The organism is Enterobacter sp. B79-1 (assembly GCF_057444735.1).
This window is the reverse complement of record NZ_JBYAZJ010000006.1, coordinates 91768-108139: the sequence shown is the minus strand read 5'-3', so window position 1 is coordinate 108139 and position 16372 is coordinate 91768. Positions and strand designations below refer to the sequence as shown.

15 protein-coding genes are annotated in these 16372 nt (G+C 53.5%); 3 read left to right on the top strand and 12 right to left on the bottom strand.

Features of this window, described 5'->3' with window-relative positions:
* Positions 1–2 precede the first annotated feature (2 nt).
* Together AC2T6E_RS16965 and rfaQ are read right to left on the bottom strand one after the other, a co-directional pair.
* Positions 3–1130 (bottom strand): glycosyltransferase family 4 protein, encoded by a 1128-nt coding sequence (locus AC2T6E_RS16965; protein ID WP_260663238.1) that lies wholly within the window; start codon positions 1128–1130, stop codon positions 3–5.
* Positions 1130–2197: a putative lipopolysaccharide heptosyltransferase III gene (gene rfaQ, locus AC2T6E_RS16960; RefSeq protein WP_260663239.1), complete on the bottom strand. Its 1068-nt coding sequence runs from the start codon at positions 2195–2197 to the stop codon at positions 1130–1132. Before rfaQ ends, AC2T6E_RS16965 begins: the two co-directional genes overlap by 1 nt.
* Before the next feature lie 150 nt (positions 2198–2347).
* On the opposite strand from rfaQ, the gene AC2T6E_RS16955 reads away from it, so the two are divergent.
* A complete protein-coding gene (locus AC2T6E_RS16955; RefSeq protein WP_260663240.1) occupies positions 2348–3304 on the top strand; it encodes a polysaccharide deacetylase family protein in 957 nt (318 codons plus the stop codon).
* Positions 3305–3327: 23 nt separating this feature from the next.
* On the opposite strand, the gene AC2T6E_RS16950 is transcribed toward AC2T6E_RS16955, so the two are convergent.
* From AC2T6E_RS16950 to rfaD, 6 genes are read right to left on the bottom strand one after another with little or no spacing between them, the layout of a single operon-like run.
* The gene (locus AC2T6E_RS16950; RefSeq protein WP_126815715.1) at positions 3328–4539 is read right to left on the bottom strand and encodes an O-antigen ligase family protein; all 1212 of its coding nucleotides are present in this window, start codon (positions 4537–4539) and stop codon (positions 3328–3330) included.
* On the bottom strand, positions 4527–5435 hold the full coding sequence (locus tag AC2T6E_RS16945; RefSeq protein WP_148400197.1) for a glycosyltransferase family 2 protein: 909 nt from the start codon (positions 5433–5435) through the stop codon (positions 4527–4529). The genes AC2T6E_RS16950 and AC2T6E_RS16945 overlap by 13 nt, the downstream gene beginning before the upstream one ends.
* Before the next feature lie 5 nt (positions 5436–5440).
* Positions 5441–6550, bottom strand: a complete 1110-nt coding sequence (locus AC2T6E_RS16940; RefSeq protein ID WP_174340352.1) for a glycosyltransferase family 9 protein — start codon at positions 6548–6550, stop codon at positions 5441–5443.
* 3 nt (positions 6551–6553) lie between these two features.
* The gene (rfaC, locus tag AC2T6E_RS16935) at positions 6554–7537 is read right to left on the bottom strand and encodes a lipopolysaccharide heptosyltransferase RfaC (RefSeq protein WP_174340353.1); all 984 of its coding nucleotides are present in this window, start codon (positions 7535–7537) and stop codon (positions 6554–6556) included.
* Between the two features lie 3 nt (positions 7538–7540).
* Positions 7541–8587 carry an ADP-heptose--LPS heptosyltransferase RfaF gene (gene rfaF, locus AC2T6E_RS16930; RefSeq protein ID WP_108417300.1) on the bottom strand — a complete coding sequence of 349 codons (1047 nt, stop codon included), beginning with the start codon at positions 8585–8587 and terminating at the stop codon, positions 7541–7543.
* A gap of 2 nt (positions 8588–8589) precedes the next feature.
* Positions 8590–9522: an ADP-glyceromanno-heptose 6-epimerase gene (gene rfaD / locus AC2T6E_RS16925; protein WP_008502707.1), complete on the bottom strand. Its 933-nt coding sequence runs from the start codon at positions 9520–9522 to the stop codon at positions 8590–8592.
* Between the two features lie 215 nt (positions 9523–9737).
* Between rfaD and kbl the strand changes: the two genes are divergently transcribed.
* Together kbl and tdh are read left to right on the top strand one after the other, a co-directional pair.
* On the top strand, positions 9738–10934 hold the full coding sequence (gene kbl / locus AC2T6E_RS16920; RefSeq protein ID WP_042717746.1) for a glycine C-acetyltransferase: 1197 nt from the start codon (positions 9738–9740) through the stop codon (positions 10932–10934).
* A gap of 9 nt (positions 10935–10943) precedes the next feature.
* Entirely contained in the window at positions 10944–11972 is a 1029-nt protein-coding gene (tdh, locus tag AC2T6E_RS16915; protein ID WP_174340355.1) for an L-threonine 3-dehydrogenase, read from the top strand.
* Positions 11973–11999: 27 nt separating this feature from the next.
* Here tdh and AC2T6E_RS16910 read toward each other — a convergent pair whose 3' ends face one another.
* Genes AC2T6E_RS16910 through envC form a run of 4 tightly spaced genes read right to left on the bottom strand, consistent with a single transcriptional unit; the run spans position 12000 to position 16358 of the window.
* A complete protein-coding gene (locus tag AC2T6E_RS16910; protein WP_010426382.1) occupies positions 12000–12914 on the bottom strand; it encodes a hypothetical protein in 915 nt (304 codons plus the stop codon).
* A gap of 15 nt (positions 12915–12929) precedes the next feature.
* Positions 12930–14135 (bottom strand): glycosyltransferase, encoded by a 1206-nt coding sequence (locus tag AC2T6E_RS16905; protein WP_486692572.1) that lies wholly within the window; start codon positions 14133–14135, stop codon positions 12930–12932.
* Between the two features lie 9 nt (positions 14136–14144).
* Positions 14145–15095 carry a divergent polysaccharide deacetylase family protein gene (locus tag AC2T6E_RS16900; protein ID WP_214606051.1) on the bottom strand — a complete coding sequence of 317 codons (951 nt, stop codon included), beginning with the start codon at positions 15093–15095 and terminating at the stop codon, positions 14145–14147.
* A gap of 3 nt (positions 15096–15098) precedes the next feature.
* Positions 15099–16358 carry a murein hydrolase activator EnvC gene (gene envC / locus AC2T6E_RS16895; RefSeq protein ID WP_486692684.1) on the bottom strand — a complete coding sequence of 420 codons (1260 nt, stop codon included), beginning with the start codon at positions 16356–16358 and terminating at the stop codon, positions 15099–15101.
* Positions 16359–16372: the final 14 nt, after the last annotated feature.

The window sequence follows — 16372 nt, the reverse complement described above, 5'->3', positions numbered from 1 at the left end:
TTTTAATCCAGTAATTTTTGATAAAGCGAAATAAGCTGACTTGATAGTTTTTCGGGGGTGGCCTCTTTTACACGTTCACGTGCCGCTAGCCCCATATTGTTATTCTTTTCCAGAGAAGGAATGGCGGTTACTGCCTCCTTCAATGTGTTGATATCAAGTGCGTCACAGTAAAATCCGTTGTTGCCTTGCACAATAAATTCGGCTCCGCCGCAACTCTCTGAAGTAATGACAGGTAAACCGCAGGCCATCGCTTCAAGAATAACGTTAGGAAAGGGATCATACAGCGTTGGCAGCAGTAAACCATCGGATAGCTGGTAAAATGGCAACGTCTCTTTTTGCATCCCCAGGAAACGGATTTGCCCTTCACAGCCGAGTGAACGGGCGAGTTCACGATAACGATTTTCCGCTTTATCCTGCCCAACCACAATCAGCCACGCCGCGGTTCCCGCGATAGCGCGTATGGCGCTGGCTAATCCCTTTCGTTCAAATCCTGAGCCTACAAAGCAAAACACAACGGCGGTGGTGGGTAAACCAAACTGCTGACGCAGCGCGGCACGCTGTGCTTCCTCGGCCGGAACGAAGCGGCTGGAATCAATTGAATTATAAATCACATGTATCTTTTTTGCGTCAATATCAAAGTCTTCGACGATTTCGCGTTTGATCATCTCCGCATTACAGATAACGGCCTTCAACTCAGGAGCCTGGTACATTTCACGTTCGGCATTCATCACGTAGCGGTGGTAGCGATCGTGCATGAGCATTTGTGCGCGCCAGGCGGGCAGAATCCGCGCACGCTGCAGCAACCAGCGGCGATGAACGCCATCGCCTGCGCGGTAAATATCGCAGCCCGGGATGCGCTCGTGGCTTTGTACAATATCAAATTGCTGCTGCTGCCACAGTGCGCGGGCGGCATGCGCAAAACCGCGTTCGCGGCTGATGCGTCCCCACTTGCGCGGGTCACAAATGTGGATATGCCAGTCGTCCTGCTTTTCTCCCTGCCATTCGCGGGTGATAACGTTGAGCTCTAGGTTTTGATTGCTTAACGCCGTCAGCGCGCGGGAGACGAAACGTTCCGCTCCGCCATCAGGGCGATATTTTTGGCGAACAATCGCCAGGCGATGGTGTTTCATTACAGGTATCTCTTTGCAGCGGAGACGACAGCATCTACGGGAATGGCGTCGAGATAGCGTTCTTTGGTGTTGGTATCAATGGCGTCCGGATTGGGGAGCGGGCCGTAGTCACCGGCCCAGATAACCTCCCCGTTGACCTGCCACGGAGACCAGAACGTCAGCTTTGAGGGGCCAAACAGCGCCACGCAGGGTGTCTGAAGCGCCGCGGCCATATGCATCGGCACGGAATCCACGCCGATAAACAGACGCGCATGATCGATAAGGGATGCCAGTTGACGCAGCGTCAATTGACCTGCCAGCGAGACGACACCCGTTTTCGGTGAGGCAGCGAGAATGCGATCGATCATTGCCATCTCTTTTTTATCCGGGCCAGCCGTGAGAACGATGGTGTGGCCTTTCTGCTGCAGGGCGGTAATGGTTTGCGCCATCTTTCCTTCATCCCAGCATTTGAAGAACCAGCGCGACGTGGGTTGAATCACGATGTATCGCTCTCCCACACCTTTTTGCGTCAAGAGGTGGTGTGCGTGTTGCCAGTCATCCGGGCGGTAAGCCATGGTGACGGCGGGTTTTGGGTCAACCGGCAGCGCTGAAAGGATGGAAAGATTTTGCTCAACGGTGTGCAGTGACGAGTGATTGGCGACAGAGACCAAATTGCTATGACAAAAACGCCAGAATGCACTCTTGCGCTTATTAAAGGCAAACCCAAGGCGAACCGGGGCACCGGTGAAGCGCGTGACGATGGCGCTGCGCCACTGATCGGCAAGGTTAATCACCAGGTGATAATGCTGTCTTCTTAATGTGCTAAGCAGTTGCCACTCTTTCTGGAGATGCTTCAGCGTGCCCAGCTGCTTCCATTTGCGATCGATACCATAAATTGTGCCGATCGCCGGATGCGCGGCGAGCATATCGCGTGTCTCTTCATAAAGAAGCACGTCGATTTGCGCCTCAGGCCATTTTTGGCGTAACGAATCGATGACGGGGGTGGTGAGTAACATGTCACCATGATGGCGAAGTTTGATCAGTAAAATGCGCAAATCAGGCGTGTCAGGTAAGTTATTCATCATCATCTTATCGGCGTTGTACTGTTGGCAATTCTAATAGACCTGGTAGCGACTTGCACTCTTTCTCCACAATGTCAGGAATTTCCCTGGAAGGGTTTACTCCTGCTTTGAGGCGTGCGTAACATAGCGCTAACTACTTTGTCTCATGGACTCATTATGAAAAAACCAGCGTTTATCATCACGATCGATACCGAAGGCGATAATCTCTGGCAAAACCATCGGGTGATCAAAACGGAAAACGCACGCTACCTGGCGCGCTTTCAGGCGCTTTGCGAACGTTTTGGTTTTAAGCCCGTCTGGCTGACAAACTATGAGATGGCAATCGAGCCCGTTTTCATTGAATTCGCAAGGGACGTTATTGCTCGCGGTCAGGGGGAAGTGGGTATGCACCTGCATGCCTGGAATAGCCCGCCGGAGCACGATCTCACGGGTGATGACTGGCGCTGGCAGCCGTATCTGATTGAGTTTTCAGACGAGATGATGCGCGAAAAAGTGCTCTTCATGACCCGCCTGCTGGAAGAGACCTTCCAGATCAAAATGCTGAGCCATCGTGCCGGGCGCTGGGCCTTTGATAGCCGCTATGCCAAATTGCTTATTGAACTGGGCTATCAGGTTGATTGTTCCGTTACGCCGCGCGTGAACTGGCGCAACGCGAAAGGTGCCCCGCAGGGGAGTGGCGGAACGAATTATCAGCATTTCCCTGACCATGCCTACTTCATGGACACGGATGATATTTCCCGGGCGGGTAATAGCCCGCTACTCGAAGTCCCGATGAGTATTCAATATAAACACCCGGCCTGGTTGAATACCGTCAAGCAGGGCTACGATCGTCTTCGCGGTAAATATCGCTCACCGTCCGTGAACTGGCTACGACCGTCTGGTGGGAACGCCGCGCAGATGATTCAGGTCGCGCAACAGTGCTTATCGCAGGGGAATGATTACGTGGAGTTTATGCTTCATTCATCTGAGTTTATGCCTGGCGGGAGCCCCACGTTTAAGGATGATGCGGCGATTGAGGGCTTGTATCGCGATCTGGAAGCGCTGTTTACGTGGTTGTCAGATAAAACCGTAGGGATGACGCTGGCGGAGTTTTATCAGTACAAAAAAAATTAATGCCCGCGCAGCGGGCATTATCATCAGCGTTGTCTGGTTTGCGAAAAGGGTGTACTCAAGGCAAACAGGGTAACAAAGAAGATCAAGGCTTCTGAGCTCAACAATATAACGTCGGTCAGGCCATATAGTAAAAGCAGGAGCATGGTTGTCAGCAGTAGGCCATTTTTATTTCTCATCGCATAAGCGATGACGGAAAAAAAGAAGAAACACAATATTACAACCCCTGGTATTCCCTGCAGCGAAAATCTCTCTATGAATTCATTATGTAAATGAATTTTAATGTAACCAAGCGCTGCTGCTACATGAGAATGACCATTTTTGACGTAATCCCGAGCCCACAACTCCCTACTTTCAATGGACTGTCCCAGTGGATGCGCAATGCCAGTCATAAGACCAACATTCCACATTGAAAAACGAGCACCCAGGGAAGTTGCATCATGACCTTTCTGATAATTCTCTATTTCACTTACTGTTTGTTTTATTTTAGGGGAGATGAGCGGCTTGTAACTAACAATAATGATGCCTGCAACTATGCATAAAAAAATCATCAAGGAATTAAGATGTATTTTTCTGAACTGATAGAGGGTGAGAAAAATAGCCAGTATGAGATAAAGTCCCATGGCGGCGCGCGTAGCAGTCAATAGAATCAGGAAGAACGATATCAAGACGACGAAGCCCGCCAATACATAAAACGTCACATTTTTCTTAAGGTACAAGCAATATACAAGTGCTAATGATAGAACAGAGTAGATATAAGCTGCGATGGTTGGGCGATTTATAGCCATCTCTACACGAATAATCCCTTGTGTAGCCTGATAAATACCATAGCCTGTAGCCAGGATAAAACCGAACGCCGTTGTGACTAAAAAATATTTCTCAAAATCTTCTTTTTTTACATAACTTTTAAAACGGTCAAGATAAAAGATTAAGAGACTGGATAGAATTAATTTTTTACTGGCTCCAAGATAATCGCTGTAAGCATTAAGGCCCTCATTGTGTAGTTCATAAGTAAAATACCAAATTAGATTAAGTAACCCTACTAACATTACAGGATAAGCTATGCTAAAAGGACGCCAGAATATTTTTTTATATTCAAATGCTAAACCGACTATACTGATATAGATAGCAATATAGAAAAACTCTCTTTGCTTTCCAGAGTTAACAAGTACCAGAGCTAAAGAGATAAGGCTCAATACTAGTGTTAACTGATAAAGTCTTAACTTTACTTTTTCCATAATGCCTCAATAACCCTTTTTTTATAGCTGAAACGAACATCGCTGGATAAGAAAAATGATAGCGAATAAAGCGCATTTACCCGTGATTTAACGAATTTGAGCTGCTGATCGGTAAGGTGTTGCCGATGGTTACTGTAGATATCAAACCAGTGACAATTAATCAGATTTTTAAACGCTTGCGGAAACGTTTTTTCCATCTTTAATGTACATTCAACAAGTGTCGTAATTTTACTGGCGTCTAGACGACTCGACAAACTGTCGCTACGTTTGATGTAATAGTAATGGCCCTGGCGTTGATAGCTGATTTTTTCTGCCTGCATGAGCATGGCAGGAAATACCGCAAAGTCTTCGTAACAGACCATCGATGGAATGGGATTGCTCTCGTACAACTTCCGATGAATAAATTGACCGATGAGATGTGCCTGAAACTCTTTATGCTGCAAGAAACGCTTTATCGCCTCTTTCTGTGATAAAGCGATGGGTGTAAAGCCCTGCCAGAACGCGGTGATTTTCCTGATATCACGAATTTCCAGCAAGCGCGTCAGGAGCATATCTGGACGCTGTGCTTTTAAAAAAGCCACTGCGTCCCTGAGGCTGCAAGGCTTCAGTCGATCATCACTATCCAGCATCGTGATGTAATCGCCTGATGCCAGAGACACTGCACTGTTCCGAACATGACCGACGTTACGGTACTCAACGTACCGGGATTGCGCGTGCGGGAACGCAGGCAACCATTTCTCGATAATATCCTGGGTGGCATCATCGGAACTGTCATTAAAGATAATGACTTCAACAGCATCACCCGCATTATCAATCGCGGCGTGCAGGCTTTCTAACGTAGCATGAAGCGTATCTTCGGCGTTATGCGCGGCAATAATGACGCTAAGAAAAGCCATAGAAATTAGTTTCCCTGAGCATCAAAAGCATAGGTGGTTGCGTTAACGGTAGGTAACTCGCAGATAAAATGTTTAAGCTCGCGTAGCGCGTCTTCTGTTACCGCGAATAACGCTTCGCGTTCTTGTGAAAAATAATAACGCGTTTCAAACACATAAGAACAAATATTGTCGTCATTACCAATCAACAACACATTGCCAAGCGGACGCTGTTCATAGTGACAGCATGGTCCAAACAGCAACACCACCGGCACACCTACCGCGTCGGCAATATAAACGTTCCCCGAATCCGATGCGATATAGCAATCCATCTTTGAAATCGCCCAGGGAAGCTCTTCAAGGGAGATTTGCCCGATGAGGTTGGTGAAATTAGGCATTTCACCATAAGCACGGGTGATATCATCCATCCACGGCTGCTCATTGGGCGCACCAAATACATAAAACTCGCAGGGCAGGTCAGCGAGATGCTCAACAATTCGCTTCCAGATAATGGGCGGAACGGTTTTCGCTTTATTCCCGGCAGCGATACTGATGCCGATGCGGATAACGCCGGGTTTATCAAGGATTTCCGGCCAGGTCTGCGGCTTAAAAAGTGGCCTGGTAGCGTGCTTTGGGGAGTCTTGCCACGTTAGCGAGCGGTCCGCCAGCTTTAGATAGTTTGTGACCGACAACGTTTGTTTACCATGCTCAACGGTACCGTCAGCCGTGGTATAGAAAATGCCGTGATACCATCTGCGCGTATAAGTGCTTAAAAATTGTTTGTTTTTTGCATTACAGACGGAAGCGAAAAAGAGGTTCACGCTGTTGGGTTGCAGGAGATACACGTTGTCATAGCGATTCATGATCCTGCAGGCAAAGCAGAGCTTACGCCACAGATTGCGCTTATGCTGCTCGATAAAATAAATCTGCTCGATAGTGTCATCATGCTTCGCCAGCGCACCCACGCTGCGACTGATAAGCACGTCGCTTTTTTGCAGGTACGCCAGGAGGGGCGTAGCATTAACAAAGTCACCGATTTTGGCTGTTTGAATGACAAGGTTTTTACCTGTGTCCTTACGAAACAGCTTCCGGATGAGCTTCACCGGAAAGAGTAAAATCAGCAGAAATACATAACTCATGGGTTAAATATCCCTGTTGGAAAGCCAGTGGCTACCCTGTAAAAATAAAAAAATCGCATCTGCGCTAATATCCTTTGTTTGCTGAGTCGGGCTGACCATCTGATGCTGGTTTTTACCGTAACCCCCAATCAAACCCGGATCGGTCGGGCCAAAAATCGTCAGATTTGGACGATCCAGCGCAGCGGTTAAATGGCTTAATCCCGTATCAACGGAAACGACAGCATTCGCACCCGCTAACTGCGCAGCAACCTGTGCCAGCGTGAGTTTAGGCAAAACCTCAACATGCGAAAATCCTGCGGCCAGACGCTCCGCACGCTGTCGTTCATGTTCAGCGCCCCACGGGAGTTTAATATGGATACCGCAAGGTTGCATTAGTTCAATCAGCCTTCGCCAGTGCGTTTCCGGCCAGTGCTTATCGTCGCGCGTTGTGGCATGCAGGAAGACAAGATAAGGCTGAGTGTAGGGGGCCGTATTACGCAAAAAATGCTGCGCAATGGCGTAATCGCCCTGAGTGTCGGGTTTCGCATAGCCGAGGCTTTTCGCGAACAGCTCCCGGGTGCGTTCGACGGCGTGCTGCTGTTTTGCAATGTGGTGGCGACGGTTATAGAACAGGCTTGCCAGCGGTTCGCGGGCGGTGTGCCAGTCCATACCGTGCTTTACGCCGTGCGCCAGACGCGTCACCAGCGCGGCGCTTTTGACCAGCCCCTGCGCGTCGATGATGGCATCGTAACGCTGAGCCTGCACCGCATCGCGAAAGGCTTTGCGCTCGGCTTTAATGGGGGCGGAGAACCACGCTTTGCGCCAGCGGCGAATCGCCACCGGGATCACGCGATCAACCGCTTCATGCCAGGTGGGGATCTGCGCGAAGCCTTCTTCCACCACCCAGTCGAAACGAATGCCGGGAATGGCCTGCATCGCATCCGTCAGCGACGGCAGCGTATGCAGAACATCACCCATTGAAGACGTTTTAACGATCAATACCCGCATTCGTTATCCTTCTTCGCTCAACAGCAGGGCGTTGAGCTCTTCAAGGACGCGCTCTGGCGTAATGTCGATCAGGCTCTGATGATAACCCTCAGCAGCATCACCTTTACGCACCTTGTGGTAGCCGGTGATGAGACGAATGACGCGCGCTTTATGCGACAGCGGCGGCGTGAAGTCCGGGCTGCTTGGGCCATATAGCGCCACCAGCGGGCGGTCCAGCGCGGCGGCCACGTGCATCAGGCCAGAGTCGTTGCTGACCACGGCCTTACAGGCGGCGATCAAAATAACCGCCTGCTCAAGCTGCGTTTCGCCAGCCAGATTGCGGCACCAGGCCTGCTGCTCGTTGCTCAGCGTGGCGAGAATTTCGTTACCCGCCTCGTGATCTTTCGCCGAGCCAAACAGCACAATCTGGTAGCCTTCGTCGATCAGCTGTTTCGCCAGTTCGGCGTAGTGATAGTGCGGCCAGCGTTTCGCCGGACCGAACTCTGCACCGGGGCAGAAGCCAATCATCGGGCGTTCGGATGAAAGTCCAAACGCATTGCAGGTGTGGGATTTCTCCCCGTCGTTAACCTGAAGCTGTGGCCAGAGCAGCGGCTGCGGCAGGTCTTTCGCGCTGCGCATCACCCCTTTGTCGTAGGCCAGCGCCACGTAGCGCTCCACCATCAGCGGCCAGGCCTCTTTATCCAGCACCCGCGCGTCGTTCAGCAGGCCATAGCGCATTTCACCGCGCCAGCCGGTACGGTGCGGAATGCCCGCAAAGAAAGGCACGAGGGCGGACTTAAAGGAGTTTGGCAGCACGTACGCGCGGTCATAGCGCTTCTCGCGAAGGCTGTGGCCGAGCTTGCGGCGTTCACCGATTTCCAGCGCCCCGTGGCCGAGCGGCATCGGGATCGCCTCGTTCACTTCCGGCATACGCGACAACAGCGGACGGCACCAGGCGGGTGCCATCACGTCGATTATCGCCTGGGGATAACGCGCCTTGAGCGTGCGATAGAGACTTTGCGACATCATCATGTCGCCCACCCATGACGGGCCGATCACCAGAATCTTCATACTTATGCGTCGCGGTTCAGCCAGGCCATATATTCCGTTACGCCTTCGGCAACGGTCTTGAACGGCTTGTCGTAGCCTGCGGCGCGCAGGTTGGTCAGGTCCGCCTGCGTGAACGCCTGATAACGGCCTTTCAGCTTATCCGGGAACGGAATGTACTCAATGCTGCCTTTCTTGTGGTACGCCAGCGTCGCGTCTGCCACCGCCTGGAAGGATTCCGCGCGGCCGGTGCCCAGGTTGAAGATACCGGACACGCCGTTTTCCCAGAACCACAGGTTTACGGCTGCAACGTCGCCTACGTAGACGAAGTCACGCTTGAAGCCGTCGCTGCCTTCAAACAGTTTTGGACTTTCGCCGTTATTCAACTGGGTGTTCAGGTGGAACGCCACGCTTGCCATGCTGCCTTTGTGGCCTTCGCGCGGCCCGTAAACGTTGAAGTAGCGGAAGCCGACGATCTGCGAGTTCGCTTCTGGCAGAACCTGACGCACGTATTCGTCGAACAGGAACTTAGAGTAACCGTAGACGTTCAGCGGCTGCTCGTACTCGCGCGATTCGATGAAGTCAGAGGTGCGGCCGCCGTAGGTTGCCGCGGAAGAGGCATACAGGAACGGAATTTCACGCTCCAGGCAGTAGTGCAGGATCTCTTTGGAGTACTGATAGTTGTTGTCCATCATGTACTTGCCGTCCCACTCTGTGGTGGAAGAACACGCACCTTCGTGGAAGATGGCTTCGATCTCGCCGAACTCTTCACCCGCCATAATCTGGATAAGGAAGTCTTCTTTATCCATGTAATCAGCGATGTTCAGATCCACCAGGTTTACAAACTTGGTGCCGTCTTTCAGGTTGTCCACCACCAGGATGTCGGTGATGCCTTTGTCATTGAGGGCCTTAACAATATTGCTGCCGATAAAGCCCGCGCCGCCGGTAACGATGATCATAACTGTAACCTTTGAAGTGTGGAGCCCGGGGACAATCCCGGACGCTAATATTCATATCATATCATTAGTATGGCGACCCTTCAGCCATTCACCGATATGCAGCAGGGTTACACGTGATTTATGCTGCAAAAACGAGAAGAGATACTGCGTCATCTCGTCATGAACTATAGGTTTGGGTAATATGTGCCGAAATTTGCCGAGTCTGGAGAATTGCAATGCGTGGTGATTTTTACAAACAGTTAAACAGCGACCTCGACACCGCACGTGCGGAAGGGTTGTTCAAGGAAGAGCGTATTATCACGTCTGCTCAGCAGGCGGACATCACCGTTGCCGACGGCAGCCATGTGATCAACTTTTGTGCGAATAACTACCTGGGTCTTGCGAATCACCCTGAGCTGATTGCCGCTGCAAAAAAAGGCATGGACACCCACGGTTTCGGCATGGCCTCCGTACGCTTTATCTGCGGTACGCAGGACAGCCACAAGCAGCTTGAGCAAAAGCTGGCGAGCTTCCTCGGAATGGAAGACGCGATTCTGTACTCCTCCTGCTTCGACGCTAACGGCGGTCTGTTTGAGACCCTGCTTGGCGCAGAAGATGCGATTATCTCCGACGCCCTGAACCACGCCTCCATCATCGACGGCGTACGCCTGTGTAAAGCGAAGCGTTTCCGCTACGCCAACAACGACATGGTTGAGCTGGAAGCGCGTCTGAAAGAGGCCCGCGAAGCGGGGGCTCGCCACGTGCTGATCGCCACAGACGGCGTGTTCTCCATGGACGGCGTGATCGCTAACCTGAAGGGCGTGTGCGACCTGGCAGACAAGTACGACGCGCTGGTGATGGTCGATGACTCTCACGCGGTCGGCTTTGTCGGCGAAAACGGCCGCGGTTCCCACGAATACTGCGACGTGATGGGCCGCGTGGACATCATCACCGGTACGCTGGGCAAAGCGCTCGGCGGCGCATCTGGCGGCTACACCGCCGCGCGCAAAGAGGTGGTTGAGTGGCTGCGTCAGCGCTCTCGCCCGTATCTGTTCTCCAACTCCCTGGCACCGGCGATTGTTTCTGCCTCCATCAAAGTGCTGGAGATGGTGGAGTCCGGCGCTGAGTTGCGCGACCGCCTGTGGTCCAACGCCCGTCTGTTCCGTGAAAAAATGAGCGCCGCAGGGTTTACCCTGGCCGGAGCTGACCACGCGATCATTCCGGTCATGCTGGGCGATGCGGTCGTTGCGCAGAAGTTTGCCCGCGAGCTGCAGAAAGAAGGGATTTACGTCACCGGGTTCTTCTTCCCGGTGGTGCCAAAAGGTCAGGCGCGTATCCGCACCCAGATGTCTGCGGCGCATTCGCCTGAACAAATTGAGCGTGCGGTGGAAGCCTTTACCCGCATCGGCAAACAGCTGGGCGTAATTGCCTGAGGACGTGTGATGAAAGCGTTATCCAAACTGAAAGCGGAAGAAGGGATTTGGATGACCGACGTGCCGGAGCCGGAAGTCGGTCATAACGATCTGCTGATCAAAATTCGTAAAACAGCCATCTGCGGCACTGACGTTCACATCTACAACTGGGACCAATGGTCGCAGAAAACCATTCCGGTACCGATGGTTGTCGGTCACGAATACGTCGGCGAAGTGGTCGGTATCGGCCAGGAAGTGAAAGGCTTCAAAATTGGCGATCGCGTTTCTGGCGAAGGCCATATTACCTGCGGCCACTGCCGTAACTGCCGCGGCGGACGTACGCACCTGTGCCGCAACACCGTCGGCGTGGGCGTAAACCGTCCGGGCTGCTTCGCGGAATACCTGGTGATCCCGGCGTTTAACGCGTTCAAAATTCCGGACAACATCTCTGACGATCTGGCCTCTATCTTCGACCCGTTCGGCAACGCGGTACACACGGTGCTCTCCTTCGACCTGGTGGGTGAAGACGTGCTGGTCTCCGGCGCAGGCCCCATCGGCATTATGGCGGCAGCCGTAGCGAAGCACGTAGGGGCGCGCAACGTGGTGATCACCGACGTGAACGAATACCGTCTGTCGCTGGCGCGTAAGATGGGCGTTACCCGCGCGGTGGATGTCTCGAAAGAGAGCCTGACCGACGTGATGGAAGAGTTGGGCATGACCGAAGGCTTTGATGTGGGTCTGGAGATGTCCGGCGCGCCACCGGCGTTCCGCACCATGCTCGACACCATGAACCACGGTGGCCGTATCGCGATGCTGGGTATTCCGCCGTCAGATATGTCCATCGACTGGAACAAAGTCATCTTTAAGGGGCTGTTCATCAAGGGTATCTATGGCCGCGAGATGTTCGAAACTTGGTACAAGATGGCGGCGCTGATCCAGTCCGGTCTGGATCTGTCCCCGATTATTACTCATCGTTTCTCCATTGATGAGTTCCAGCAGGGCTTTGACGCGATGCGTTCCGGCCAGTCAGGGAAAGTGATCCTGAGCTGGGATAAGTAATCAAAAAGGGGCCTGCGGCCCCTTTTTTCACTGATTCTTTTTCTCTTCGTCCGTCAGGTAACGCACCTTGCGGGTGTAGTCCTGACCTTTGAACAGCAGCGCGTTATCCGGCGATTCAAGATACTTCTGCCATTCGGAGAGAGGGAAACCGCCGTGCGCGCCAATCACCTCTTTCGGTACAACGGCTTCCTGACCACCGATCTTCTTGGAGACCGGCCAGTTCATCCAGTCACCCAGGTTAACCGTTTTTAAATCCAGCATGTCCAGCAGCGCGGCGAGCGGCAGCTGATCGGTCGGCGGCTGCGTGTCGTCCATCAGTTCCCAGGTATCCTGGAACAGCGTCAGCCACAGCGGGCAGATGCGGCGCCAGGTTTTTTTGGTTGCCGCAAGAAACGCGCCGTTAACGTGATCGACCAGATATGGACGCACCGTCTCCTTGTAATACGCCGGCACTTTCTCCGCTGGCGCGCCGTCCAGCTTGGCAATCATTTTGCCCTGACGGAAGCTGGAGTAGATGTGCATGTCTGCCATGTTGATCTCGGGCATCTTGAGCAGGTTGAGATCGGAGTCGATCATCAATACGCCTTCACCGCGCGCCTGCAGCGGGGCGTTAAGCTTCACCAGACGGCTGAGGTAGATCTGCTTATAGCGGTAACCTTCCTCACGAACCGGAAGATTCAGCGTCACTACGCGGGTTTTCGGCGGCAGTACCCCGAAGGCGGATTCAGGCTGATCGCTGACGATGACGATCTCGCTGACGGCAGTGGCGTAACGTTCTGCAAACGTCGCTGACAATAACGCTTCTTCGACGAAATCTGCGCCCGTACACGGGATCACGATGGAATCCACCGCAACGAGATCGCGCGTGACCGGAAGGGAAGCGTACGGAATGTTATGTCGCCCGGTGATGTGGCGGTAGCGAGCATTCAGGAATTTAAACATGTTCTTCTCGTTTGGTTAGTGCGCGCCAAGAACGGCTTCGACACCACTGACATAGTTTTCGATAGCGTAGGTATGGCAGACGTTCTGGTATGCCGCCGCAGCCAGTCGAGCCCGCAGGTCTGCATCCGCCCAGATATTATTCAGATGCTGAGCAAGCTGTGAAACATCGCTCCAGGGGAAGAGCAGCCCCGTTGACTCATGATCAATCAATTCAGCCGTACCCGTCACCTGAGAGCCAATAACAGGGATTTTAAGCAGCATCGCTTCCAGCACTACCCGAGGCAACCCTTCGCTTTTTGAGGCGAGTATAAACGCGTCAAACGTGGCAAGGTAGTCAAATGGCGTATTCTGGAAGCCCGTGAAAATCACGTTGTTCTCAATGCCCAATTCTTTGGCTTGCGCGGTTAATGCGGCACGCTCTGCACCTTCACCCACCAGCACCATCTTCCATTTTGCGTCGGGTTCCCTGCGGCTGAACTGTGCCAGCGCCGCCAGCGTGTGGTGGTTGGCTTTGCGAGGAATTAACGATCCAATGCTGCCAAAGACAAACGTATCGTCATCAATGTTCAGGCGATGACGCATGGCGCGTCGATCCGGTAAAGGCTGGTGGATGTCGATGGCATTGTTGACCGTTGTGCACACCTCTGGCCGGACGCCATGCTGAAGTAACACGCGCTCAACGCCGTGCGAGACGGCGATGATTTTTGTGGCATGGGCATTCACCAGCTTTACCAGCGGCGGCGTCAGCACCGGTTCAATGCGGCAGTGCTGGATGATCCGCGCACGCAGTTTAGCTCCCGCCAGGTAACCCTCTTCGTTAGAGCCTGGCTGGTTGTTCATGTACAGCGTATCGAAACCGCCTTCCCTGAAAATCGTCTCGATTTTGCTAACGTTGGGGCGAATACGCCAGAGCGTATCAATATGGCGCGTGACGGCCTTGCGGCCGCTGCGCGAGAGGAAAAGCAGGCTGCGACCCAGTTCTTTTGCAATCTTCGCCCACGCGGGCTGCTTATGCTGAGGGATGACAATTAACGGGATGCCAATGCCATTCAACACCTGACCGATGGTTTGCCCTTCGGCCCGGCTGTAGTCGGAGTAAAAACAACAGGTGATATCAAACTTCTCGCGATTAATGCGCTTCAGAAGTTCGAGCATGCTGTTGGTGCCTCCTCCCCATTCTTTACCGGTATCGAGGAGCAGGATTTTGTGTCGTTGCGGCATCTTTCTACCTTAGTCACCTGTCGCGGGGAAGGGTTTTTTACCCCAACCTTGCCACTGATGCTGGAAATATTGCACCAGCGTACTCTGGCTCACGCTTTCGCTAATTACTGTGAAGAAGCGGGTCGCATGCACCGGTTCAAGCGGCCGTTTTGGCTTGCAGTTTTTTACGCCGCTGAACGGATTACGCGGCTGCGTTGCTGGCGGCTGTGTGCTGCCAGGACGAGACGTATCCACCTGCGGTTCATTGAGTAGATCGCTCGGTCGCACCAGCGTGATATCAGCAGGTAAGGTCGGCAGCATCTGTTGCAGCACGCGCACCGTTGAAGGATGCGGATGACCGATGGCAATGGCTGAGCCGTTGCGGCGGGCTAGCTGTACAGCACGATTAAACTGCACCCGAATATCCGCTTCATTTTGCGTGTCATCCAGGAACACCTTGCGCTTGATCACCTTCACGCCGGTTCCCTGAGAGGCTCGCAGGGCCTGGCTGTTGCCGATGGTCATGCTGTCGAGGAAATAGAGGTTGTAGCGCTCCAGCGACTGCATCACTTTCAGCATTCCGTACAGACTGGACGTCATCGCGCTGCCCATGTGGTTATTCAGGCCGACGGCATACGGCACTTTATTGTAGGCGTCGCGGATGATGCGGTCGATCTCATCGCTGCTCATGTCCGGACGAAGCGTGTCTTTTTCCAGCGGCTGTTTGCTAAGCGGTGCCATAGGCAGGTGGATCAGGACCTGATGACCGCTGTTATGGGCCTTGGTCGCCATTTCCCGCGCGTGAGGCGCATTGGGGAGGACCGCAACGGAGATCGCTGACGGCATCGCCAGCACCTGATTTTCATAGTGCGGACGATAACCGAAGTCATCAATGACAATAGCGAGTTTGCCGGCGTATACCGGTGCAGCCAGCGCCAGTGCGCTGGCGACGGAGAGAATCATTCGACGAAATTGAAGCAAAACTTATCTTCCCAACCACGGCTGTGGATTGACCGCCTGACCCTGGCGACGAATTTCGAAATAGAGTGACGGGCGGCCCTGACCGCCACTGCTGCCCACAAGGGCGATGGGTTGACCTGCGCGCACCTGAGTGCCGACGCTGACCAGCGCGCTCTGGTTGTAGCCGTAAAGGCTCATGTCGCCTTTACCGTGTTCAACCACCACGACCAGCCCGTAACCCTGCAGCCAGTCGGCCAGGATCACGCGGCCATCGGCGATGGCTTTCACTTCGCTACCTTCAGACGCACCGATAACGATCCCTTTCCAACGTAGTTCACCCTGCAGCTGTTCGCCATAGCGATGCAGAATGGAACCGCGAACCGGCCAGTAAGCCTGGCCGCGAGGCGAGCCTAAACCGCCGGTGCGCGCCATCAGAGAACGTTCGCTTTCGCTTGGTTTGTAGGTGGTACCTTTACGGGACGCTTCCTGCTGCTTGTTGCGAACGGCCTGCGCCTCGCGCGCCTCTTTTTCCGCGCGCGCTTTCGCCGCGGCTTCTGCTCGCGCAATGCTGTTACGCAGTTTCGATTCGTTGGCGCGCATTTCGCTCAGCTGGCTCTGACCTTGCTGAATGGAAGACTCAAGGCCGGACAGGGTTTTCTTACGCTCGTTGCGCGCCTGCTCCAGCTTCGCCTGCTGGGCCTGCTGATCGTAGAGCAACGTCTGCTGCTGGGTCTGCTTCTCTTCCAGCTCGGCTTTTTGCGTGGTGACCTCTTCGCGCGTCTGCTTCAGCTGCGCGATCGTCTCCTGACGCGCCTGGTTCAGGTAGCCAAAGTAGGCCTGCAGACGCTGGCCGCGCTGGCTCTCTTCCCCACTGAGGATCAGCTGGAGGCCGGTGTGTTCACCCTGACGAAACGCGGCGTCAAGCTGTGCGGCAAGATTGCGCTCCTGGGCATCACGCTGGCGTTCCAGTTTGGCTATCGACGCGTTCATCTCATCGATCTGTTTGTTCAACTGGGCGAGGGTGTTTTGCGTTTCACGGAGTTTGCGTGCGGCGGCGGAGATCGCCTCTTCCTGCTGCTTAAGCTGGGCAAGAAGTGAGGAACGCTGTTGCTGTTGCTGGCGTACCGCACGCTCTTTGGCGGCGATATCGGCCTGAATGGATTTCAGCTGGTCGCGGTCATCCGCGTGGGCGGATGCGGCGCACAGCAATACGCCAGCGCTGAGTGCGCTGGCGTAAAACAGAGGTCTGACTGATAACCTAAGCGGCTTCACGACCCATGTGATTGAAAAAATCGCCT